Genomic DNA, 25,444 nt, shown 5'->3' on the forward strand with positions numbered 1-25,444 from the left:
TTATGAGTATGTCAGCAGAAGAAATTCTTTTAAATTGTAAAAAACAATTTGAATTTATTAAAACAGATATCAATACATTACTTGCCTATATTCAAGAATTACTTGAAGAATGTCACCAAATTGATAATTCTAATTTTTATACTGAAAAATTAGAATCATTAATCAAAAAAGTAAAGGATGAAATTTTAGATTTACAAAAAGCAGATGATTATGCAAAAGAAGTTGAGGGACAAACTCATGTTGCAACAGAAAGATATCACGAAATTCAAAGATATGCAGAGCGAAAACGTGAATTAATTGCTGAATTTAAAGCTGAAGTATTTGCCTTAAAAAAAGATATTACAGTTAAAGAACAAGATGCAATGGTTAAAAATTTAAATGACTCTTTATATAATTCATTTGATGATTTAAAAAGAGAAATTATTAATTTTTATGAAACTGTTGATGATAGAACAATCATTCAAAATTATTTTAATGAGTTTGAAACAGTTTTAAGGAATAAAGATAAGTCACAATTATTAGAAATTGTTGCCAATCATTTAAATGAGCAAAAACAATCAACAAAATTTATTACAAAACAAATGATTAACAGTTCAATTCAACTTTATGATAATGATAAAGATGTTGTTAATGCAATCAAAGATGATGCAAAAGTATTTTTAACAGAGTCAAATGATAGCAATTTATTTGACCAAGCAAAGCAATTTTTTATCAAAGCATCAAAGAGTGCAGAAAATGAAGCAATTAGAAAAGATAATGTTATTAAAATTGTAAATGCTATTCGTGCTGTTGGCTATATTGTGGATGAAAACAATATTCGAAAACTAGAAGAAAAAAATCTGATATTAATTCATGGAGAAAAAGTTACAGGCGAAACAGCTGACTTTGCTGTAAGATTAGATGGAAGTTTTGTTTATAATTATGAAGGATTTGAGGGTCACGAACATGATGTTGATGCTGATGCCTTTTTACAAAAATTACGTGAACAAGGAATCCAATCAAGTGAAGAATTTAATAAACAATATCGTGAACCTAAATATATTGCAAAAAACAAAGCTATAATAAATAATAAGAAAACAAACTCAAGTAAGTAGGTGTAAAAATGAGTGTAAAAAGAGAAATGAATCAACTTAAGAATTTGATCGGTATTAAAAAAGCCATTATAATCGAAGGAAATGTTGATGACATATATGAATTTGAAGGTAAGTATATTAATATTCATGAATATTTAATGAATATCTTTGAGCAAAAAAAATATAGTGATCGCTTTATATATGATCGCAATACTGGAATTAGAGGACAAAAAATAAGTAATTTAATTCTTACAAGTGCTGAGCAAAAAAATGAAGGCCAAAGTGCAGCAGATGATTTTGAAGAATTATTTGGCAATAATGCAGGCTCAAGTAGTGGAGAAGAACAAACATCAATTAAAAAACCAATTGAATTTTTTAGTGTTTTAAATAAAAATTTAAATCGTGAAGATGATCGCAAAATTGGATTTTTAGCAGATTATACTGATTTTGTTTTTAGTGATCAATCTTTAGATATAGATGATCGTAGTGTTTTAACAGAATTTTCAAAATCATTGAAGGAATCAAAATTTGTAATTTCAAAAATTGATAATTTAACAAATTGTGTTGTCTTTTTAACTAAAAAAATTAATCAATTACCTCCAAGTTTATACTTAGATAATCCTGAAATTTTAATTTTTACTTTGCCAAAGCCAAGTCGAGATGAAAGACATGAATTTTTAGCAACAGTAAAATCAAGAATTCAAGTAACAGATATTGCAACTGAGTTTGAAAATATAGTTGATGCAACTGAAGGCTGAACTATTAAAGAATTATCTCATTTTGTAAGATTTTCATGTAATTTTAATCAACCAATTGCCTTTAATAAGATGTTTAATATTTACAATTATGGAGAAAAATCTTCTCCGTGAGAAGATTTAAATTATGAAAAAATGATCAATATTAAAGAAGAATTAAAAAGAAGAGTTATTGGTCAAGATGATGCAATTGAAAAAGTGTCAAAAGTAATCTATAAAGCATATACTGGATTAACAGGAATAACTTATTCTTCAAAAAGAACAAAACCAAAAGGAACATTATTTTTTGTTGGTCCAACTGGAACAGGAAAGACTGAACTTGCAAAAGCAATTACGTCATTTTTATTCAATGATGAAGCAAATCTAATTCGTTTTGATATGTCAGAATATGGACAAGATAATGCAGATCAAAAATTAATAGGAGCGCCTCCTGGTTATGTTGGTTTTGAAGGTGGGGGACAATTGACAAATGCTGTTAAAGAAAAACCATTTTCAGTTATTTTATTTGATGAAATTGAAAAAGCTAGTCCAAAAATCTTTGATAAGTTTTTACAAATTTTAGAAGATGGAAGATTGACAGACAATACTGGTCAAACTGTAAGTTTTAGTGAATCATTTATTATTTTTACATCAAATATTGGTGCAGCTGAAGTTTCACCAAATCAACATAAAGATGATGTTTACAAAGAATTTATTCAAAAAGTTCAACATCACTTTACTCATGAACTAAATCGTCCAGAATTATTGGGAAGATTTGGAAATAATATTGTACCATTTAACTTTATTAAAGATAAATCATTAAAAGCTGGAATTGTAAAACAAAAAGTAAAACCAATTCAAATAGCTATTTATGAAAAATATAAGGCTGAATTGCATATTGATTTAAGCAGTGATGAAATATTAAATGTAGTTTTAAAAGATGCAGATGAAAGACGTGGTGGAAGAGATGTTTTAAATTCTCTTGAAACTAACTTAGTCGATCCACTTTCAGAATTTATCTTTGAAAATTTACAAGCCCTTAAACCTGGATCAAAAATACAGACTTCTGTTCAAGAAGATAAATTAATATTTAAATTAAATGTCTAATATAAATATTGGTAAATTTTTAATGAATAGTGAAATTGAAGGTCCTGGAACTAGATTTGTAATTTGGTTTCAAGGATGTACCATTGGATGTAATGGATGTTCTAATCAAGAATTACTTGCTTTAGAGCCAAAATTCTTTATTCCAACAAACTTAATTTTTGAAAAAATATTAGAAGCAAAAGAATTGTTTAATATTGAAGGATTAACTTTATTAGGGGGAGAACCTTTTTTACAACCAGAAGCTTTAAAAGAAATTGTTGACTTTTGTGTAAAAGAAAATTTAACAGTTATATGTTTTACTGGTTATTTATATGAAAAATTACTAGAAGAATATGGAGATGTGCTTTCAAAGATTGATATTTTAATTGATGGTCCATTTATAATGAGACAATTAGACATAAAGAGAAGATTAATTGGAAGTAAAAATCAAAGAGTTTGGAAACTAACTAATCGCTATAAAGATTGTGATTATTTCGAACAACCTCATTCTGAAGTTGAAATTCAACTTTATAATGAACGAATGTCTATGAATGGCGATGGAGTTGTTTTTGATAATGAAAAAGGTGAATTTATTTTTAAAGTAAAATAATTTTCACCTTTTTTTAGTTATAATTAATCTTGTAATAAACGAATTATTACATCAAACAAATACATAGAAGATTGGGTTGAAATGCCCGTATAATTTTGTTAAAAAAATTATTTAAGTTTAAAAATATCAAATAATAAGAATTTTTAAACTATTTTATCAACATTAGTTGAAAGTACATATATATTCAAAATCTCTTCTAATTAGCAAATTATGGAGGTTATTTTTATGACAAAAAGTTTAGAATTATTAAACAGCAGAAGATCTGCTAAAAGATTTGTTAGTGATTTTACATTAACAGACGAACAAATTAACGAATTATTAGAATCAATTAGATTAGCACCATCATCATTTGGTATGGAACCATTTAGAGCATTATTTATCTCAAATAAAGAAATTAGAGAAGAATTATTGGCACCATGATGAGATCAACCTGGAGTTACAACTTCAAGTGGGATGTTAATTTGAATTACACCATCATTAGAATTAATTGAAAATGAATTAATTGAATCTCAAAACAAAAGAAATATTCCTGATGGATTTGAAAACATTAGAGAATTTATGGTTGCTGGATTAAAAAATGTTTGAACACAACACGAAATGAATTCAAATGAATGATCATCAAGACAAGCATATATTTCACTTGGTACTGTATTAAATACAGCAGAAGAAATGGGAATTGATTTATGTCCTTCAGAAGGATTTGATCCTAAAGCTGTTGCTGCAGTTCTTGAAAAACATGGATTAATGGATTCTAAAAAAGAAAAAGTTGTTGTTGGATCATTTGTTGGAAAAGTTGATGAAAATCAAGAATTCCACCATTTCTTTAGTAAAACAAGAAAACCAGCATCAGAATCATACAAAATCGTTAAATAATAATTTATAAATTTTAAGACAACTGTAATTTCACAGTTGTTTTTATTTTAAAAAGTTTCAAAATTATGTACAAAACAATATTTTTTTGACGATAAAGATAATAGAGAGTAATTAATTGAAGTTACTTTCTATTTTTTTGTTTTTGATAGATAGGAAGTGAAAATATGGACAAAAAAATCGAAAAAAATATTGTAGAAAATAGACTTTATTATAAAAGGGTCAAGGTTATTTTCGAAGGTGTTGCAGATAAAAGTGTTTTAGAGTGGTTGCAAAAAGAATGATTTAATATTAACGATGATGCACAATTATTTATTAATTTCATGGAGCAAAAATATCATGTCACTTATGATACAGTACACAATAAACGAATTGTGACAAAAAGTGTTATAATGGCAATGAAAGCAAGCAAAATTCAAGAATTTAATGGATATGTTTCTTCCTATAATAAGTTAATAGATGAAGGTGAAAAAATGCCAAGGTTAACAAGAAATTGTGAAAGATTATATGAAGAACAAAGTGCAATTAATAAAGAACAAAGTCTAAAATTGGCAGATCAAGAGAAGAGATTGATCAAATTAGAAAAAGAAAATGCTAAACTTCAAAAAATATTAAAGAAAAAGGGAATTATTGCATAAATTTAATTTCTTTATTGAATTACTATAGTCGCACTTAAAAGTGCGATTTTTAAATATAAATTCCATTAATTCATACGTTTTAAGGTGAAAACTTCCAATTTGAGATATAATTAAAAAAGTGAAAGAAGGGGGGAAAGAGATGAAGTATTTAATGAAGAGTCGCAATAACTTTTTCTCCCATAGCCTTAATTTAAAAACTTAAATTAAGGAGGTCAAAATGGTTGAAACTAATTATCAGCATCAAAAAATTGCTGACATTACTGTTTCGTCATTATTTTGTGCGTTAATAATAACAGTAAATTTATTTTTAAAAAATACTATTGGATTTGATATTTCAATTTATTTAATAATGATTACTACAATCTACTTTAAAAAGAAAATATCTTTCAATATTATGATAGCTTCAACAATATTGTCATTATTTTTTAATGGTGATGTTATTTATTTTGGAGCAACATTTTTATCAAATGTTTTTATTTGACTAATAACAATAGGTTCACGAATTTTATTTTATAATTTTAGAATCTTTCAATATTTATCAATTATTATATTTAGTATTTTCAAATATTTATTAATTTATGTATTTTGATCAGTATATGCAGATAATCAAACTGCTATTGCAATGTACATAGTTTATTCTTTGGAGATGCACGTTCAATTTATTGCATATTTTATTTTTCCAATATTATTAGCATCAAAAATTGATGATATTTTTAAAGGAATATGTAATATGAATGCAAGTTATTTTAATACTAAAATAACAAATAAGTTTCAAGAGGAGGATAGTCAAATGACTTTTTCTAATGAGAAAAGACATTTTAATACACAATTAGCAGTCTTGATGTTTTCAATAATGTTTATGTGTGCATATCTTGCTTTTACTCCTTATATGTTGGCAATAACATTTGGAGATCCAAGATATAGTTTATTAGTTTTAGTTGTACCAATTGGAATTACTTTTTTTGCTCCAGTTTGAATAAGACTAAAAAAGAAGATTGGAAACAAAAAAGCAATTACAAATAACTGAATTGGCTTAACATTAGCTGCATGTTTTACATTTATTCCTTATGCAATTAATTCAGATAATCTACATATTAAAGTAATGATGATTATTGGTTTAGTCATGTTTTCAATATTTATTGCAGCAATTATGCCTATGAATATGGAAATGATTCGCAGTTATTTAAGAAGAAATGATATTAAATTGAACTTTAAAATGATAATGTCATTAAGTTCAATTCCATTATTAGCAGCTGTTTTTTTAGCAGATTTCTACTTAGAACAAAAATACATTCCAGCGATTTTATTTATATCAATTGGATTAGTTACTACATTAATGCTAGTTTTTAATAAAAATATTTTAGATAAGCCCAATGTTTTAGATATTAATCGTGAAGGATTTAAAACCTTAAAGAAAAACAAGTTGTTTTTTGCAAATATAATTTGTACAAATTACTTCTTTGGAATTGCTAAATTTTTTGAATTTACATTAGTATTTTTAATGTTTATAGATATTGAAAATTGAAAATTGAGTTTAGATATCAGTAATATTGGTTTATATATTGCTTGTGCATTTATAATTAAATATTTTGCACAATTCTTAGCAAGACTATTTAAAATTACAGAAGCAAATAATGTAAAGTTAGTTTACATTGGAACAGCATTGGTTGCTGTTGCAGTATTATTTGTTTTAAGTTTTTTTATAGCACTTAATTTCTCAACTTCAATTTCACAAATCCATTATATTATTTCAATTCTTGCAACAAGTTTTGTTGTCAGTTTTGGAGCAACTTTAATTGACAAAACCAGGGGAGAATATATTAGACATACAGTAAAAGAAAATGAATATGGAGCTGCTATGATTTTAGATCATGTTGGGGGACATGCCTTGTTTTCAACAATTATTAGTCTCTTATTTGCAGTTACAATGCTATTTATTACTTTAAACATTACTAGTATGATAGTATTTTGATCAATATGTTTTGCAATTATAATAATTTTATTTATGATTAATGCATTAGTAATAATGAAAAAACAGTTAAAATATTCACAAAATGATGATAAAAAAAATATTGAACAATTATAGTTCAATATTTTTTTTATATAAGTTTCATACATTTTCTAGTAAACAAGCAATAGTCATTGGTCCAACTCCTCCAGGAACTGGAGTAATTAGTTTGACAACTGGTTCAACTTCTTGAAAGTTAACATCTCCACAATATTTGCCCTCAACAAAATTTGCACCAACATCAATTACAACACTATTTGGATTTACAAAATCTTTTGTAATTAGATTAGCAAATCCAGCTGCAGATACAAGAATATCGGCATTACTTGCAATTTGAGCTAAATTTTTAGTTTTAGTATTGCAAATTGTAACAGTTGCTGATTTATTTATTAACATATTTGCAAGGGGTTTTCCTACAATATTGCTACGCCCAATTATTACAACGTTAGCTCCAATTAAATTAATGTTTTTTCATTCTAATAATTTAACAATTCCCAAAGGAGTTGCTGGAAAAATTGTAGAATTATTTAACATAACATTTCCTAAAGTTTTAGGACTAAAGCCATCAGCATCTTTATTTTGTGCAATTGTTTCATTGACAATTTGTGTATCAATATGATTTGGTAAAGGCAATTGTACAATTATTCCATCAACCAATTGGTTCTTATTCAATTCATCAATAACTTTTAATAAATCTGATTGACTAATTCTGTCATCCAATTTTAAATGTTCATTTAACATTCCAATCTTTTCACATGACTTTAATTTATGCTTAATATATTTATTACTTGCTTGATTATCACCAACTTGAATAATAACAATTTTTGGAAGCCTTTTTTGTTGAATTTGTTCTATACTATGTTTGAGATTTGTAAGTAAATTATTAGACAATTCTTTGCCATCAATTAGTTTATTTAGATTCATGATTGTAAATAGTCCTCCTTATAGTTTATAATTATAAAACGATTTAAGATATTTATTAATAGAAAGTATCTCTTAAAGGTGATTATAATGGAAAAAATAATAGAACAATTAGAAAAATTAAATATCAAAAAAGAAGATTATGAGTTTTATGGTAAAAATATTGCCAAAATTAATTATAAAAATTATATGAACAAAACTCGTAGTGGAAAATTAATTTTAATGACTTCAATTAATCCAACACCAGCAGGAGAAGGAAAAACTACTACTGCAATTGGATTAGCTGATGGGCTAAACTATATTGGTAAAAAAGCAATTTTAGCTTTACGTGAACCAAGTTTAGGACCAGTATTTGGTCGAAAAGGAACAGCAACTGGAGGGGGAGAAAGCGAAGTCACTCCTGTTGATAAAATTAATTTACATTTTACAGGCGACATTCATGCAATTAGTACAGCCAATAATTTAATTGCAGCTTCAATTGATAATGTTATTTATTGAAAAAATGAATTAAATATTGATCCAAATAAAATTGTTTGAAAACGTTGTATGGATTTAAATGATCGCAGTTTAAGACAAATTGAAATAAAAATTACAAAAGATATTTCACGTAAAGAAGAATTTACAATTACTGCTGCAAGTAATATGATGACTATTTTAAGTCTTGCTAAAGATGAAGAAGATTTAAGATTAAGATTAGAAAATAGTTTAATTGCATATGATAAACAAGGCAAAGAAATATATTTAAAATCATTAAATATTACTGGAGCTGTTATGGCATTATTGGTTGAAGCAATTAAACCAAATTTTGTGCTTACAAAATATAATTCCCCAACATTAGTACATTGTGGTCCATTTGCCAATATTGCAACAGGAACAAATTCAATTATTTCAACACAATTAGCGCTTCGTTTAGGAGACTATACAATTGTTGAATCTGGTTTTGGTAGTGATTTGGGATTTGAAAAATATATAAATGTTATAAATCAACAAAATGATTTAATTCCCGATTGTGTAGTCATGGTTGTTACTTTAAGAGCCTTAAATTTACACAATGATTTTGACTTAAACTTTGATCATTTAGAAAAACATTTGAAGCATGTTAGCCAATATCAATTAAATATGGTTGTTGCTATTAATTATATTGATGGAGATAGTGAAAAACAATTGCAACAATTGCAACAATGATTGACACAAAATGGCTATCAATGAGAAATGAATGAAGCTTATATTAAAGGAGCAAGTGGTGCTCAAAAATTGGCTCAAAAAGTTGTTGAGGTTTGTCAAAATAGTTTTGAGTTTAAACCTTTAATTGAAGTAAATGATTCAATTAAAGATAAAATTACAAAAATAACTAAAAACTTTTATTATTTAGATCAAGTTAATTATTCTAAAGAAGCTCAAATACAAATTGAACAAATTTCAAAATCACAATATAAAGATTTACCATTATGTATGGTTAAATCTCACAGTGCCTTAGATGGAAATGAAAAGAACTTAGAAAATTATATAATGAACATAGAAGAGGTCAGAATAAATAGTGGTGCTAGATTTATTCTAGTATTTACAAATAATGTTATGAGTATGCCTGGATTGGCAAAATATTCAAATGCAAATGATATTGATTTTATTGAAGGAAAAATTACTGGTTTAAAGTAGTTTTTTAAATTCATATATTTATATCTGGCTAAATTATGTTTAAATAAATAAGAACTATAGATTTTAGGTGAACATACATGAGTTATTTAAATTTAAAAATTAAAGAAGTATTTGAACAAATTAAAGCCGACAAAAACTTACAAGGTGAAATAATTATTGAAAAACCAAGAGATGAAAAAAATGGGAATTTTTCAACGAACTTTGGATTAATTAATGCCAAAAAAAATAATAAAGTTCCTATGGATTTTGCCAATGAATTAAAAGAAGAATTGACAAAATACAGTGATATTTTTTCACAAATTAGTGTTGCAAAACCTGGTTTTATTAATATGAACATTAGTAATGAAAATATTAAATCAATTATAAGTGAAATATTGACTAAAAAAGCTCAATATGGAATGTGACCCAAAAATAATTTTAAATATAATTTAGAATTAGTGTCTGCAAATCCAACTGGTTATTTACATGTTGGTCATGCAAGAAATGGTGCTATTGGAGATTCAACTGCAAGAATTTTGAGAGCTGCTGGATATGAAGTTGAAACTGAATATTATACAAATGATGCAGGGAATCAAATTAATGTCGCTGCTTCAACTTTGTTTTATCATTATAAAGGATTGCAAAATGATTATCAATTAGAAACTCCAACTGAAATGTATGGGGGAGATATGTATGCAGAAGTTGCCAAAAATTTAGTTGATGAATTTGGTGATAAATATATGAATTTAGAAATTATTGATAATAAAATTTCAGATCCACAAGTTCACGAAATCTTTAAACAAAAATCAATTTCATTATTTATGAAAGAAATCAAACAACAATTAAAGGACTTTGGTGTAGATATCCAATTATTTACTTCAGAAGCTTCAGTTTATGCAAATCATGACATTGAAAAAATGTTAGAGCTTTATAAATCTCATGATAAAGTTTATGAACTTGAAGATGCTTTATGATTAAAAACAACAGAATTTGGTGATGATAAAGATAGAGTTTTAGTAAAAGCAAATGGAGATTATACTTACATTACTCCAGATATTGCTTGTCATAACGTTAGATTTAATAGAAGTAAAGCCAATAAATATGTAAATTTTTGAGGTGGCGATCACCATGGTTACATTAAAAGAATTAATGCAGGTCTTGCACTTTTAGGACATGAAGAAGGTTTATTAGATATTGATATGATTCAAATGGTACGTCTAATTAAAGATGGCGCTGAAATGAAAATGTCTAAAAGAAGAGGAACAGCTGTTTGATTAATTGATTTACTTGAAATGGTTGGAAAAGATTCATTAAGATACTTTTTATTATCAAAAGCACCTTCAAGTCATATGGACTTTGATATTGATGTTGCTTTACAAAAAAACAGTACTAATCCAATTTATTACATTAACTATGCAACTGCTAGATGTAATAATGTTTTGAAAAAAGCAAAAGATAATAATATTAAAATTGATTCAACCATTGCTTCAGATTTACTTGTAAATGAAAAAGAATTAAACTTAGCTGTTATTTTAGATTCATTTGACTTAACAATTAAAGCCGCTGCAGAACATAGATTGCCAAATATTATTTGTGATTTTACATATAATTTGGCTAAAAAATTCCATTCATACTATGCAGAAGTTAAAATCATTGATGAAGATAATTTAGAGTTATCAAAACAAAGAATTGCTTTTGTAGAAGCAATTTATATTGTTTTATCAAATGCACTTGAATTATTAGGAATTGATGTTGTAAATAACATGTAAAAAACTGTCATTGGCAGTTTTTTATTTTGAAATTTATTTTCTAAAATTTAGAGAAAATTAATTTCAATTCCACTCAATTAAAATTAAATTGTGATTTTAAAAGTGAGGTTATATGAAAAAGTATAAATATAATATAGCAATCCTATTTCTAATAATATTATTATTTCCGTGAATATATTTTAGATCTAAAAAGGCTTTTAAAACCTTTTCATCATTTTGTTATAGTTATCCAAGAGAAGGTCTTGTTGATGGTGTTGAGTTTAATAGTATTGATACATTTTACAATGACATAAAAAACAAGAATATGAAACCTTCAAAAATCACAATAACAGACTTAACAGAACAAGTTATTTACGACAAACAAAATCGTCAAATAAGTTGTTTAAAATTGGTGAACAAAACATCAAATAAGTGGGTAATTGGTCTTCATGGATGAACGGAAAATAAATATTTAGCTTTAAGGTTAGTAGAACATTACTGATTAAATGGCTATAATGTTTTGACCTTTGACTCATTTGCACATGGAAAAACTTATGGTCAAAAAACAGACATAGGTTTATCTACTATAAAAATAATCGATACATTGATTGAACATTTGTTTGATCAATATGAAGTTAAGAGTATTGGATTAATTGGCAATAGTATGGGAGCTTCAACCTCTGTTTTATATGGTCAAAAAGGATTATATAAAAATCAAATAAAATGGATAATTGCAGATTGTGGTTTTGATAATATTATTTATCAATATCGCCATTATGTAAGTCAAAATATTGTGAAGCAAAAATGATGAACTTGTACATTATTTTTTGGACTTAAATTTAATCGTCAAACAAAAACTAAACAAACCAGATATGATGTTGTCAAAGATATAAAAAAATCAAAAATGGCACACTATTTTATTCATGGTTTAAACGATACTTTTATTCCTTATTCAATGAGCGAAAGAATGTATAGACAAAAAATTAAAGGCGAACAAGAAATTTATTCAAAATTGTGATTAACACCAGGTTCAGAACACGTCAATAGTATTGTCGATCATACAAATGAATATATCAAAAATACTCTTTTATTTAGTAATGAAAGTGAGAACATTTAATATGTCTTTAAATAAAAAGTTTGGCTTTTGATCAACATTGATGATGATGTTGTCAGCAACTCTTGGAGTTAGCCTTTTAGTATCGTTTAATTTAGTATTTAATATGGCTCAAATGAATCCTATCTTGATGATTCTAGCTTGAGTAATTGGGGGAATTATAATTCTTCCTGAAACTTTTTTAATGGTTGAACCTTCAATTTCATTTAATGAAAGTGGAACTTCATATGCATGAATTAGAAGAGCACAATGAAAATCTATTGGATTTTCATTTGGATGAATTTTAAATACATTAGTTTCTGCAACAGCTGTTGCAAGTAGTTGTGCTTCAGTATCAAATTTAATTGTTGGATTTATTGGTTTTGGTGACCAAGTTAGTGCAACAGTTATTATGATAATTCAAAAATCAATTGCATTAGGATTATTATTTGCAATTGGTGCAATGCTAATGTTTGTAAAAAATGCAACGACAGTTTCACAATTTGTTGCAACATTTTTTTCAACATTACCAATTTTGGTAGTTTTAATTACAGCAATAGTTTTAGGTTCTATTAAAGATGGAGTATTGGGAGATTCTTCAATTAATGAAAATCTTGGACAAGTATATCTTTCTTCAATTGTAATGATTCCTGCAATTGCAATGACAACATTTGCATATTCAGGAGTTGAAGCACCAACTTATATTGTTGAAGAAATTAAAAATCCTGAAAAAAATTTACCTAAAGCAATTATTATTGGAACAATTATAGTAATTGTAGTTTATGTAATCTATGCATTTGCTTTATTAACACTAACAACGACTCAAGATGAAATGGCAGGGGGATCTGCTATGAGCATGATGTCAAAAGTCCCTGACTGAGTAAAAATGATGTTCAATATTTTTGCAATTGTATTATTTATTGCATCAATCAATACATTTTTAGTTTATCAATCAAGATTAATATATAAAATGGCTGAAAGTGGAGATTGTTTTAGTGTATTTACAAAAACCACTAAATCTACTCAACAACCTTATTTAGCAATGCTTTTATTAATGGCATTTGCTTCATTTTATGTATTATTTCACCAAATAATTGATATGCTTCAATATTTTTCATTAGCAGTTAGCTTTTTAAAAATGTTAATGGTATCTGCAATTATTAAATTGCGTTTAAAAGATAAAGACTATAAAAAAGTTTATAAAGACTGAGTATTTTGATGCTTAGTTGTGACTGCATATGCAACTTGTCTATTGACTCTAATGGGGGCAATGTATGGAGCATACTTGCAAATTCAAGCTTATGGAATTGTTGAAATTTGAAAACCGCTTGTAACATTTACAATTATCTTTGGATTTATTATTGGAGGTTTTGTAAAAACAAAACTTGAAAAGAAAAGAATTCAAAATAAAAAAATTCAAAATAAAAAAATAGTAGAATAATCTACTATTTTTTTATATTTAATTATTTTTTGAAGTAGTTTAATCCAAGAACTTCTAAACCAGCTAATGTAATAAAGTTATATGGTTTATTAAAGTGAGGCAAGAAGAAGATATCAACTAATGGTAATTCATCAATTGTTAAACCTTTTTGTACTGCTAATGCAAACATATACATTACTTCAGTATGGTTATTTTGTGATGCAACTTGTGCTCCAACAATTCTTCTTGATTCTTTTTCTCAAACAATTTTGATGTATACATCTTTGTAAGTTGACATAAATTCAGGTCTATCTGAATCTTTAAACATTTTTTCTTCAACTTCGATTCCAAAAGCATCTGCTGCATTTTTTGATAATCCTACAGCGGCCATTTTTCATCCAAATACTTCAATTCCGTTTGCTCCAGTAAATCCTGGACCTTCTAATGCATTTCCTTTAACAATATTTACTGCAGCCATGATTCCAGTTCTTACAGCAGTAGTTGCTAAAGCAATTTGCATATCTTTTTTCATTGAAGCATTGTAAACTTGTGAACAATCTCCAACAGCATAAATATCTGCATTTGATGTTTGAGCAAATTCGTTAGTTTTAATTGCTCCTCTTTCATCTAAATCTACAATTCCTTTTAATTGTTCAGTTTGAGGTTTAACTCCAACTGAAAATACTACGTAATCAACTTCGATTTCACCTTTATCTGTAATAACTTTAGTTACTTTTCCATTTTCACCTTCGAATTTAACAACTTTTTGATTTAAAGCAACGTTTACTCCGTTTGCTTTCATTTCATTTTCCACTAATGAAGTAAATTCGTGATCATAATATACAGGCATAATTCTGTCGGCAATATCCACTAAAGTAACTTCTTTTCCAGCTTCTTTAAATGCATCAACTAATTCAACACCGATGTATCCAGCACCAATTACTGCAATTTTTTTAATATCTTTATTATTGTTTGCAGCTTTAATAGCTTGAGCATGGTGATAGTTTTTACAGATTTGAACGCCTTCTAAATCAATACCTTCAATTGGAGGCACGATTGGTCATGTTCCTGTAGCAATAACTAATTTATCATAGTTATCATCAAATTCTTTTCCAGTTTTTAAGTCTCTAACCTTAACAGTTTTATTGTTAGCATCAATTGAAACTCATTCATGTTCCATTTTTACATTTATGCCTTCTTCTTTTAAAATTTCAGGGTTAGCATAGAATAATCCATTTGGATCTTTTACTTCGCCTTTCACTCATAAGGCAATTCCACAACCTAAGAAAGAAATGTTATCATTTCTATCATAAGTTACGACTTCCATGTCTGGGTTTAGTCTTTTTAAAGTTCTAACAGTTGTAGTTCCAGCATGGTTTGTACCTATAACAATAGTTTTCATTTTTATATCTCTCCTCTAATTTATTTATTTTACTATATTATAATAATATATTATTAGTGGAAAAATATTGTTAATTTAATTTAATGTTTAAAAATTATTCCACTAATTAGTCTTTTTTAAAAGAATATTTATGATTTATTTTTAATTCTATTAAAGAATAGACAAGGAATAATTATATTAATAGACATTGTTACAAGACTTAAAATTAATCAGAAATTATAGTCATTTACAATAAAACTATGTTTTCAAATTACAGCTTGAAACAAACTTGGAATAAAACCAAATAAATATTCAAGAATTAGAATGAATAAGGACTCAACTAGTAATGTTAAACAAATTTTTCATTTCTCTAATCCGATTCTGTATAAATTATTATTACTTGAAATTTGATCTTCAAAGTATAAATATAGATTGTTAAAGATTAAAATTATGCTATATAAAGAAATAAATACTGCAAGTACTACTGAAGCATCAAGTAATGAATAATAATAAATTTCATTTAACGGATCTGCGTTATAAATAGTGTCATTGGCAGTTGGAACTAATGAATTTACACCAAAATTTAAAAATGAATAAGTAATTATTATTAATAAAAATATTTCAAAATTTTTATTGGTATTTTCTTTTAGACGATTAAAAATTAGTTTTAAGAATAATACTTTAGAAAATATTTTAGACATTACTCATCAAATGCTAAATAAGATATATTTTCCTAAACATTGCATTGCGATGAAAAAGAAGATACCTCCAAAAAGATATAAAACAACTTCATCAAAGAAAATAATCAAAGTAATGTATGAAGCTAAAAAAATTAAACCAATTATAATAGTAAAAATGTGTTTCTTTTTAAACTTTTCTAATGTTAGATTTAAGTTTGACATTGAAATATTTTTAAGGTTACTAGTTGCAGAATCAAATACTTTCATTAAAAATAAACTAGCAACTATGGTAAAAGGAATCAGTAGAGCAAAATAGTTGACAATTTTATATTCTGGTCCTATTACATTATGACTTGTAAATAATTTAATAATTCAATTTGTTGCTATAATGTTGAAACCAAAACCAATAATGATGGCAATAGCCATTAATGATAAGAATTCCAATAGAAGTGCTTTATAAATTTGATTATGACTTATACCTATAATTCTTAAATTAATAAGTGTTTTTTCGCGTACTTTAAAGTTCATTTTAATGATTCTGATAGTTAGTATTATTGCCATTAAAGCGGTTACTGATGGAATAATAATAAATACTAAAGTTGCATGGTTAGTTTCAATTTCATTTAAAAAAATAGACAAAAATAAATTTAACGATGACATTAACACTATTACAGTAATAATAAAAGTAAATAAAATAATGATATTAGATTTAAAATAAAGCTTAAAAAAATTAATTGCTAATTTCATTATGCAGACTTTCTAATTTATTTAAAATTTGCTTTTCAGTTAAATCTTGAGTATTTACAATATCATTAATATTTTTATTATTTAAAAAAATTATTTTATTCGTTTGTAGTGCCACATAGGGGTCATGGGTTACGATGATTAATGTTTTTGAAAATTCTTGTGCATTTTTTACTAATTCATTGATTATTTCATTTCTTGTTAAAGGATCAAGAGCACCTGTGGGTTCATCTGCAAAAATTAATTTATTGTTTCCTATGATACTCCTAGCAATGGCCACACGTTGTTTTTGCCCTCCACTAAGTTGGGTTATTTTATTTTTTAAAATTTTGTCTATTCTTAATTTTTTTATAAGTAAATCAACTTTCGCTTTATCAATACTAATTTTGTTAATATCTTCAATAAAAGTTATGTTGTCTCTTACTGATAAAAAATCAACTAATTTATAATCTTGAAAGATATATCCTATGTTTTGAGATCTAAATTTTGTTAATTGTGAACCTTTTAAAGTATTGATTAAAACTTCATTAATATTGACAGTTCCTGAATTTATTTCTTCTAAACCAGACATAATATTTAGTAAAGTTGTTTTTCCAACACCACTATTTCCCATAATGGCTATAATTTCATTTTCTTGGATTTCTAAATTAATATTTTCTAATATTTTATTTTTTGTTACATCTTTTAATTCAATTATTTTTTTCATTTTTTACCTCTATCTAAATTTTTATAAATTTTATATTTTTGTAATTAAAAAATTTTTAGATTTTATTCTAAAATTTATAAAACTTAGATAGTTGTATTACCCAATAAGTATTTCTTATTTTGATATAAGATATTTATTTTTGCAGTTTGTAAATATGAAAGTAACGTGTACTTCTTATTATTAATAATTATTGTTGATTCTACTTGAATATCATTTTCTTGCTTATTTTTATTTAATATAAAAATAATTAGACTAGTTTGTCATATAAAAAAATTGAAAGTTATTAGTTTAATCAAAACCAAAATTTTAATTAAACTAATAATATTGCTATTAGTTTTTAATAGAAAATTAAGGCTTAATATAAAGAATAGATAACCAAATGTTAATATAAGACTTATTATAGATAAGACTAAAAAGGTTTTAGTTAGTGTTTTCAATCTATTTTTAGTAAATAAAATTTTTATAAGAGTTTTAATTACTATGAAAAATAAATAACCAATCAAAAATAACCCAATTAAATTAGTTACATATAAAAAAAGTAAAATGATTTGCCAAGTTAATCAGTTATTTTTTAATTTTGATTGTAGCATACTATTACTCCTTTTAATTTCATAAAATATATAATAACATATATTATTTAGTTTTTTCTTGTAAAATATTTAATAAAGAGGTAGTTAATATGTTTTTGAGAAGCACAACTGATTTAAATTATTATTTAAAACGTTCAAACTTTATTAAATATTTGGATGAAGATAATATAAGTTATAAAACTAAATGATATATAAGAAAACTTGAAAAGAAAATTGCTGATCGCAGTGTTTTTAATAGTTTTAAATACTGAGTTTTATGAAGATGAATCAATAAAAATTTCGAGTTTAGTGAGAGGTTTAGTGTAAAATTAAAAAGAAATATTAAGAAACTACATTTAAATTTAAATTATCGTGAAGAAAACTTTATCAATGAACTTGATGAATTATTATTTAATTCATGACGTCCATTAAAAGAGTTTCCTGTTAAATTTGAGTTAGAAAAAAAAGAGAAAATAAATTTACTACAGTCAAATGTTAATGTCCATAAAATTTTAAAAGATGATAAGTTAGAAATGCAAGGCAAATATGATTTGTATTTTTCAAATAAAAAGATTTATTTAACAAATGAAAAACAAAAAATAAGTCGTCAATTCTTGTACAGTGATATTAAAGCTGTCGATGTTAAACGTTATGGTACAATTATCAACGTAAGTGAAGAAGTTTATTTATTTAGGGGAAAAAACAGAATACTAACATATGTTCTTTTGCAAAGAATGATACCAAGTATGAAGTTAAATATTGAACAAATAGTTAATTTATATGATTATTTTGATTATTGAAATACACTATTAAATAAATTTAATTAGAAAAAGGGGTACACACATTATGAATATTATTATTGTAGACAACAATCAAGAAGTAGGCTCAACTACTGGAGAAATGATTTTAGAAAAAGTAAGACAAAATCCAAATACAATTTTGGGATTGGCAACAGGAAGTTCACCAATTTCAACATATGAATATGTTGTGAACAAAACTGAACAAGAAAATATTGATTGATCAAATGTTATTACATTTAATTTAGATGAATACAAAGGATTAGCTCCAGAACATGACCAATCATACAGATACTTTATGAATGAAAAGTTATTTGACAAAATTAATATTAAAAAAGAAAATACATTTGTTCCAAGTGGATTAATTGATACAGACGAAGAAGCAAATAAATATGATGATTTAATTGCTTCAAAAGGTGGAATTGATCTTCAATTATTGGGAATTGGAACAAATGGTCACATTGGATTTAATGAGCCAGGAACAAGTTTTGATTCAATTACTTCAATTGTTGACTTAACAAAATCAACAATTGAAGCTAATGCAAGATTCTTTGCAAGTGAAGCAGATGTACCTACTCAAGCAATTTCAATGGGATTAAACTCAATTATGCAAGCAAAAGAAATTGTTTTAATTGCAATTGGAGCAAATAAAGCTGAAGCAATTTATGAATTAGCAAGAGGAAAATTCTCACCAGAATGACCATGTACTATTTTACAAAACCATCCAAACGTAACTTTAGTTTTAGACCAAGAAGCTGCAAGTAAATTACAATAATTTATAGAAAACACTCTTTTAAAAAGAGTGTTTTTATATTTTTTGCTATTTCATAATTTCATTTTCTCTAAGTTTTGTAAGAGCATAATGTTAAAATTTTAAAGTATAGTAAATAGGAGTGGAAAAAAATGAGAAAACAAATTATTGTTGGAAACTGAAAAATGTTTAAAACAAATTCACAAGCAGTGGAATTTGTAAAAAATATTGATTCACAAGTTGAATCAAATTCAAACTTAATAGCGGGGATTGCAGCACCAGCTGTAATGTTAAGTGATTTAACAAAAGTTGCAAAAAACATTAAAATTGCAGCACAAAACTGTTACTTTGAAGCTGAAGGGGCTTATACTGGAGAAATTTCAATTCCAATGTTAAAAGATATTAACGTTGAGTACGTTGTAATTGGACATTCTGAAAGAAGAGATATTTTTGGAGAAACAGATCAAATGATTAATTCAAAAGTATTAGCATTATTAAATAATCAAATGACTCCAATCTTATGTTGTGGAGAAAGCTTAGAAATTTATGAAGCTGGAACAACAATGGAACATGTTAAAGCTCAATTAAATGCAAATTTAAATGGAGTTAGTGCACAAGATATGACAAAAGTAGTTATTGCATATGAACCAATCTGAGCAATAGGAACTGGAAAAGTTGCTACACCTGAAATTGCACAAGAAGTATGTAAAAACATTAGAGAACATATTGCAAGTATGTACAATCAAGAAGTAGCAAATGAAGTTCTAATTCAATATGGTGGAAGTGTTAAACCAGAAAACATTAAAGATATTTTAGATCAAGCAGATATCGATGGTGCATTAGTTGGTGGAGCTTCATTAGTTGAAGAATCATACTTAGGATTAATTAAATAATTTATAAGATGAGCAATATTAAATTAATAGCATTAGATATGGATGGAACTGCATATGCTACTTTAGGAAATTATGTTAAAGAAAACATTGAACCAATTAATCAAGCAATTAAAATTGGTAAAAAAGTTGTTTTTGTAACAGGAAGACCAGTTCATGCTGAAGTAAATAAATTTGAAGTTTACGAATTTGATAAAGATGAAGCAATTATTGCTGGTTTTAATGGAGCATTAATTTTTGATATTAAAAATGACAGAATTATTGATCAAAAACCAATTCCAAAAGAATTAGTTACAAAAGTATTTGAAGTTACAAGAGATCCCAAATTTGCACAAGTAGAAGTTTGAGGGTACTCAACTAATTTTGATGTAGCATTTGTCAATATGGATGTTGAAAATACATTTGGTTTAAAACATGAAACTGCCTTCTTTCACGGAAGACTTGAAATTGTGGACCAAAATTCTAAATTAACTGATTGTTTTAAATTTATTGTAAGTAATGTTGATCAAGAATACATTGATTTATTAAAAGAACTTGGTTTAGAAGTGGCTTGACATCCTGGAAGTATGCACGCAGAAGTGAATATTAAAGGAATTAACAAAAAATATGCTTTGGAATTTTTAAAAGATTATTATTCATTGGAAATTGAAAATATTTTAGCAATGGGTGATGGTGCAAATGATATTCCTATGTTGGATTATGCAGGGCTTTCAATTGCCCCTGCAAATGCGAATGATACAGTAAAAGCACATGCAAAAATTGTTATGAGAGAAACAAATATTGAGGGTGCTGTTGCCAGAGCATTATATAAATATGTTTTAGGAGAATAAAAAATGAAAGCAAAAAAACCAGTAGTTTTAGCTATATTAGATGGTTGAGGACTTGCAGAACCTGGAAAAGGAAATGCAGTAATCGAAGCTAATATGGAATTTATTGAAGGCTTAAAAAAAGAATATCCATGAGTTGAAGCACATGCGAGTGGAGAATGAGTGGGACTTCCTGAAGGACAAATGGGAAATTCAGAAGTTGGTCATATTCATTTAGGAGCTGGAAGAATTAAATATGAATCATTATCTTTAATTAATAAAGCAATTAAAGATGGAGATTTTGAGAAAAATAATGTAATCAATAATGCAATCGAAAATTGTAAAAAAAATAATAGTGCATTCCATATTATGGGATTATTCTCTGATGGGGGAGTTCACTCACACATGAACCATATGTTTGCAACATTTAAAGCTGCTGCAAAAGCTGGTTTAACAGAAATTTATGTTCATTTATTTACAGATGGTCGTGATACTAAACCAACTGTAGCATTAAATTATTTAAAAGAATTGAATGCTTTATTTGAAGAATATAAAGTTGGTCAAGTTGGTTCAATTTCTGGACGTTTCTATTCAATGGATAGAGATAAAAGAATGGAAAGAACTGCTGAAGGATACAAATCTCTAGTAGATAGAACTTGTGAAAATTCATTTACAGATCCAGCAGCATATATTCAATCACAATATGATAATGGTAAAGATGACGAAGGAATCTTGCCAGCATTTAATATAAGTGCACCAAATGGTTATGTTAAAGCAAATGATTCAGTTGTATTTGCAAACTTTAGACCTGATAGAGCTATTCAAATGGCAAGTGCATTTACAAATAATCAATATACTGCATGACAAGATCCAACATTTTCAGGCTTAACATTCTTAGGAGATAAAATCTTTTTTGTAGCAATGATGGAATATTCTGAATCTGTTAAAACAAGCAACGTTGCATTTAAAGCAATTGAAGTTGTTAATGGGTTGGGAGAATGATTGAGCAAAAAAGGATATAAACAATTAAGAATTGCAGAAACAGAAAAAATTGCTCACGTTACTTTCTTCTTTGATGGGGGAAAAGACTACTTTAAAAATGGTCTAGCAACTCCTGATGAAATTAAACTTGAGGGAGCTTCAATTGATTTAATAGCTTCACCAAAAGTTGCAACTTATGACTTAAAACCAGAAATGTCAGCTGTTGAAATAACAGATCAATTAGTAAAACAAATTAAATCTAATGAATATGATGTTATTGTTTTAAACTATGCAAACTGTGATATGGTTGGACATACTGGGGTTTTAGAGGCAGCTATTAAAGGTGTTAAAACTTTAGATGATCAATTAAAAAGAGTTTATGAAGCAACTCAAGAAACTGGAGCAGTTATGATTATTACTGCTGATCATGGTAATGCAGAAATTATGATTGACCAAGAAGGTGGACCAAATAAAAAACATACAAGTCAACCAGTACCAATCATTATTACTGATAAAAACTTAACTTTAAGAGAAAAAGATGCAGCGATTGCTGATGTTGCACCAACAATTTTAGAAATTATTGGTGAAGAAATTCCTGCAGAGATGACTCAACCAAGTTTAATTAAAAAATAATTGATAATATATCAATTATTTTTTTATTTTATGAAAAAAATTTTTATCTCTTTAAAAAGATATGCCCTAAAATATGATTCAAATTAAAAGAGACTTATTTTTTTATAAAAAAAATTTTCATTTTAAACTTAGTAAATGTTTTTTTTCAAAAAGTTAAATATAATATCAATGTAAATTAATTTGGCCAACTTGTATAAGTCAACATAAAGGGTTGATGTATCTACAGTGAAACCTATTTCGCTACTATAAGTTTGCAAGTTTAAGCCCGATCGGTTTACATCTATATAATCGAAGATGAAATAAAACCTGCATGAATTTTAGTGATAATTTAATAATAGGATCATTAATTTAAGTAGACATGAATTAATGATCAAGTAAACAATAAATAATATAATAACAACCTTTAATATGCTGACTCCCCGTTCCTTTGTCAGCCTTTCTACAATTTTTATAATGTGACTCCTTTGTGTTCTTATAAAATTATTCTTGTTTCTTTGTAATTTAAAGGTTTTATTTCAAAAAAAATCAGTTCTTAGTGAACTGATTTTTTATTATCAACCATTATTTAAAATTTTTCTTGCATGGACTGCTTTTTCAATGTTAATAATTGCATGCATTGCTTCATAGAATCCTGAAATTAGGTTTCTAATTTTTGTTTCATATCAACAACAATCTCCTGCAGCATAAATACCTTTAACAGATGATTCCATGTGATAATTTACAATAATTTTATTTAGCTTATTTGTATCAAATTCTAATAAACCTAATAATTCTTTTTTAATTGTTTGTCCAAATTGAACAATAATATGATCAAATTCAATTTCAACACTTTTACTTTCATCTTCTGGGTGAACTAATTTAAGTTTTTTAGCAATTTCACCATCTTCTTCTGTAATTGAATCAAATAAGTAAGGAGTTAAGAATTTAACACCATTTTTTTCTGCAAAAGTAATGTTTCCAGGTTTTGCTCTAAATTCATCTCTTCTATGAACAATTGTAATTGATTTTGCAATTGGAGCCAAATCATTTGCTCAATCAATTGCGCTATCTCCACCACCAAAAATTACTACATCTTTATCTTTATATTGATTTGTATCTTTAACTGAGTAACAAACATTTTGATAGTTTTTATCACATAAACGTATTGGAGTATAAATCCCAATTCCATCAGTAAAAACAATTCTTTTGTATAAATGTTCAGTTTCATCTGAAAAACTTACTCTAAATCAATTTTCAAATAATTCAACATCTTCATCTGGTTGTATGGCAACAATTTTTGTAATTCTAGTATTAAATTTAGTTTCAATCATATCTTCATCTTTTTTGATTGTTTCATACATTTGATCCATTCCTTCTTTTCCAAGGATTTTTGGAATAGCAGGAAAATTATAAATAAATTTTTCTGGATAATTTGAAACAACTTGGCCACCATAACTTTGGTTAGCTTCAACAACTGTACCAGTTAAGTTTAAATCAGCTGCCATTTTTCAAGCATATAATCCTGTGGGCCCACACCCAATTATAAGTACATCTTTTATCATTTTATTGTCACCTCTATAAAAAAAATTATATCATATATATGTCTATGAGGGAGGACTTAGTATGTTAATTTCATCAATAAATGAACTTGATAAAATTGTTGACCTAGTTGTCAATGAGTGTAAAGCAAATGTTTGTCTATTATTAGATGGTGATTTAGGAGCTGGCAAAACTACTTTTAGTAAAGTTTTATTAAAACGTCTTGGAGTTCAAGAAAATGTGAGTTCTCCTACATTTGTAATTATGAATCAATATCAAGGAGAAAATAATTTGAATATTAATCATATGGATGCTTACCGATTAACTTATGAAGAAGAGGTTGACATGTATTTAGATTATTTTTTTGAAGCATTCAATATTGTTGAATGAAGTCAAAATATTGATATTGATTATGAAAAGTACTTTAAAGTAATTAAAATTAAAATAACAATTATTGATGAAAATAGTAGAAATTTTGAAATTAAAGGAGTTTAGGTTATGAATTTATTTATCGATACATCAAATAATAAATTAATTATTATTTTAGAGCAAAATAATCAAATTATCGATCACTTATTCTTAGATAATCAAACAAGAATAAGTGATATTGCTTTAGAAAAATTACATGATTTTTTAAAACAAAATAACTTAACAATCAAAGATATTAAAGATTTTTATTTAACAGTTGGTCCAGGGAGTTATACAGGAGTAAGGGTTGCAGTTACTATTATCAAAACTTTAAAGACAATTGATAATTCAATTAATGTTTATACAATTAGTTCATTAGCTTTTCAAGCAGGAGCAAAAAGTGCAATCAGTTTATTAGATGCACGTGGTAATAAATTTTATATGGGAATTTATAAGAATAAAGAATGTATTATTGTAGATCAATTAATTCCTACTGATTATTTAGAAAATTTTACTGACGAGTTTCAAGGATTTGATGTTTTAAAAGATTATAATGGTATTGATTTTAATGAAAATTTCTTAAATTTAAAAGCTAATTTTAAATTAGTTAATGATATTGAAGAAATTGAGCCACAATATATTAAACACTTTATTTAATAAAATTTAAATTAATCAAAATATGTATAAATTAATAATATAAATTTATGCAACGTGCAAAAAATTTTATAAAATATTAATAAGGAG

At 26.2% G+C, this 25,444-nt stretch carries 22 protein-coding genes and 1 riboswitch; of the genes, 17 read left to right on the forward strand and 5 right to left on the reverse strand.

The window, feature by feature from the left end; genetic code table 4:
- The first annotated feature begins 2 nt into the window (after positions 1-2).
- From SCULI_RS00970 to SCULI_RS00995, 6 genes are all read left to right on the forward strand, one after another.
- Positions 3-1,094, forward strand: coding sequence for a hypothetical protein (locus SCULI_RS00970; RefSeq protein ID WP_025362764.1), 1,092 nt, complete (start codon positions 3-5; stop codon positions 1,092-1,094).
- An 8-nt stretch (positions 1,095-1,102) separates the two neighbouring features.
- Complete coding sequence (locus tag SCULI_RS00975; RefSeq protein ID WP_025362765.1) at positions 1,103-2,914, forward strand: AAA family ATPase; 1,812 nt, start codon at positions 1,103-1,105, stop codon at positions 2,912-2,914.
- Between the two features lie 22 nt (positions 2,915-2,936).
- Positions 2,937-3,503: a 4Fe-4S single cluster domain-containing protein gene (locus SCULI_RS00980; protein WP_158499955.1), complete on the forward strand. Its 567-nt coding sequence runs from the start codon at positions 2,937-2,939 to the stop codon at positions 3,501-3,503.
- A gap of 225 nt (positions 3,504-3,728) precedes the next feature.
- A complete protein-coding gene (locus tag SCULI_RS00985; protein ID WP_025362767.1) occupies positions 3,729-4,376 on the forward strand; it encodes a nitroreductase family protein in 648 nt (215 codons plus the stop codon).
- A gap of 164 nt (positions 4,377-4,540) precedes the next feature.
- Positions 4,541-5,011, forward strand: coding sequence for a hypothetical protein (locus tag SCULI_RS00990; RefSeq protein ID WP_025362768.1), 471 nt, complete (start codon positions 4,541-4,543; stop codon positions 5,009-5,011).
- Positions 5,012-5,228: 217 nt separating this feature from the next.
- Positions 5,229-7,097: an MFS transporter gene (locus SCULI_RS00995; protein ID WP_025362769.1), complete on the forward strand. Its 1,869-nt coding sequence runs from the start codon at positions 5,229-5,231 to the stop codon at positions 7,095-7,097.
- On the opposite strand, the gene SCULI_RS01000 is transcribed toward SCULI_RS00995, so the two are convergent.
- Positions 7,092-7,943, reverse strand: coding sequence for a bifunctional 5,10-methylenetetrahydrofolate dehydrogenase/5,10-methenyltetrahydrofolate cyclohydrolase (locus SCULI_RS01000; RefSeq protein ID WP_025362770.1), 852 nt, complete (start codon positions 7,941-7,943; stop codon positions 7,092-7,094). The genes SCULI_RS00995 and SCULI_RS01000 overlap by 6 nt on opposite strands.
- Positions 7,944-8,030: 87 nt before the next feature.
- On the opposite strand from SCULI_RS01000, the gene SCULI_RS01005 reads away from it, so the two are divergent.
- The 4 genes from SCULI_RS01005 to SCULI_RS01020 all read left to right on the forward strand — a co-directional run bounded on the left by SCULI_RS01005 (position 8,031) and on the right by SCULI_RS01020 (position 13,857).
- A complete protein-coding gene (locus SCULI_RS01005) occupies positions 8,031-9,596 on the forward strand; it encodes a formate--tetrahydrofolate ligase (RefSeq protein ID WP_038647991.1) in 1,566 nt (521 codons plus the stop codon).
- A 77-nt stretch (positions 9,597-9,673) separates the two neighbouring features.
- Complete coding sequence (gene argS / locus SCULI_RS01010) at positions 9,674-11,344, forward strand: arginine--tRNA ligase (RefSeq protein WP_038647994.1); 1,671 nt, start codon at positions 9,674-9,676, stop codon at positions 11,342-11,344.
- A 112-nt stretch (positions 11,345-11,456) separates the two neighbouring features.
- A complete protein-coding gene (locus tag SCULI_RS01015) occupies positions 11,457-12,440 on the forward strand; it encodes an alpha/beta hydrolase (protein ID WP_025362773.1) in 984 nt (327 codons plus the stop codon).
- 1 nt (position 12,441) lies between these two features.
- A complete protein-coding gene (locus tag SCULI_RS01020; RefSeq protein WP_025362774.1) occupies positions 12,442-13,857 on the forward strand; it encodes an amino acid permease in 1,416 nt (471 codons plus the stop codon).
- Between the two features lie 22 nt (positions 13,858-13,879).
- On the opposite strand, the gene SCULI_RS01025 is transcribed toward SCULI_RS01020, so the two are convergent.
- The 3 genes from SCULI_RS01025 to SCULI_RS01035 form a co-directional block, all read right to left on the reverse strand.
- Complete coding sequence (locus SCULI_RS01025; RefSeq protein ID WP_025362775.1) at positions 13,880-15,238, reverse strand: FAD-dependent oxidoreductase; 1,359 nt, start codon at positions 15,236-15,238, stop codon at positions 13,880-13,882.
- 128 nt (positions 15,239-15,366) lie between these two features.
- Positions 15,367-16,644 (reverse strand): FtsX-like permease family protein, encoded by a 1,278-nt coding sequence (locus tag SCULI_RS01030; RefSeq protein WP_025362776.1) that lies wholly within the window; start codon positions 16,642-16,644, stop codon positions 15,367-15,369.
- The gene (locus SCULI_RS01035) at positions 16,628-17,347 is read right to left on the reverse strand and encodes an ABC transporter ATP-binding protein (protein ID WP_025362777.1); all 720 of its coding nucleotides are present in this window, start codon (positions 17,345-17,347) and stop codon (positions 16,628-16,630) included. Before SCULI_RS01035 ends, SCULI_RS01030 begins: the two co-directional genes overlap by 17 nt.
- Before the next feature lie 679 nt (positions 17,348-18,026).
- Between SCULI_RS01035 and SCULI_RS01045 the strand changes: the two genes are divergently transcribed.
- The 5 genes from SCULI_RS01045 to gpmI all read left to right on the forward strand — a co-directional run bounded on the left by SCULI_RS01045 (position 18,027) and on the right by gpmI (position 22,774).
- Complete coding sequence (locus SCULI_RS01045; RefSeq protein WP_025362779.1) at positions 18,027-18,743, forward strand: hypothetical protein; 717 nt, start codon at positions 18,027-18,029, stop codon at positions 18,741-18,743.
- 19 nt (positions 18,744-18,762) lie between these two features.
- Entirely contained in the window at positions 18,763-19,488 is a 726-nt protein-coding gene (nagB, locus tag SCULI_RS01050; protein ID WP_025362780.1) for a glucosamine-6-phosphate deaminase, read from the forward strand.
- 128 nt (positions 19,489-19,616) lie between these two features.
- A complete protein-coding gene (gene tpiA, locus SCULI_RS01055) occupies positions 19,617-20,357 on the forward strand; it encodes a triose-phosphate isomerase (RefSeq protein WP_025362781.1) in 741 nt (246 codons plus the stop codon).
- Between the two features lie 8 nt (positions 20,358-20,365).
- A complete protein-coding gene (locus SCULI_RS05475) occupies positions 20,366-21,184 on the forward strand; it encodes an HAD-IIB family hydrolase (RefSeq protein ID WP_025362782.1) in 819 nt (272 codons plus the stop codon).
- A 3-nt stretch (positions 21,185-21,187) separates the two neighbouring features.
- Positions 21,188-22,774, forward strand: a complete 1,587-nt coding sequence (gpmI, locus tag SCULI_RS01065; protein WP_025362783.1) for a 2,3-bisphosphoglycerate-independent phosphoglycerate mutase — start codon at positions 21,188-21,190, stop codon at positions 22,772-22,774.
- Between the two features lie 187 nt (positions 22,775-22,961).
- Positions 22,962-23,025: riboswitch (nucleoside riboswitch) on the forward strand.
- Between the two features lie 300 nt (positions 23,026-23,325).
- Here the strand turns inward: gpmI and SCULI_RS01070 are convergent.
- The gene (locus SCULI_RS01070) at positions 23,326-24,315 is read right to left on the reverse strand and encodes an NAD(P)/FAD-dependent oxidoreductase (RefSeq protein WP_025362784.1); all 990 of its coding nucleotides are present in this window, start codon (positions 24,313-24,315) and stop codon (positions 23,326-23,328) included.
- Between the two features lie 61 nt (positions 24,316-24,376).
- On the opposite strand from SCULI_RS01070, the gene tsaE reads away from it, so the two are divergent.
- Positions 24,377-24,787, forward strand: a complete 411-nt coding sequence (gene tsaE / locus SCULI_RS01075; RefSeq protein WP_025362785.1) for a tRNA (adenosine(37)-N6)-threonylcarbamoyltransferase complex ATPase subunit type 1 TsaE — start codon at positions 24,377-24,379, stop codon at positions 24,785-24,787.
- A 3-nt stretch (positions 24,788-24,790) separates the two neighbouring features.
- Positions 24,791-25,357, forward strand: coding sequence for a tRNA (adenosine(37)-N6)-threonylcarbamoyltransferase complex dimerization subunit type 1 TsaB (tsaB, locus tag SCULI_RS01080; RefSeq protein WP_025362786.1), 567 nt, complete (start codon positions 24,791-24,793; stop codon positions 25,355-25,357).
- The last annotated feature ends 87 nt before the right edge of the window (positions 25,358-25,444 follow it).

The sequence above is a fragment of the Spiroplasma culicicola AES-1 genome, from assembly GCF_000565175.1.
Lineage (GTDB): Bacteria > Bacillota_I > Bacilli_A > Mycoplasmatales > Mycoplasmataceae > Spiroplasma_A > Spiroplasma_A culicicola.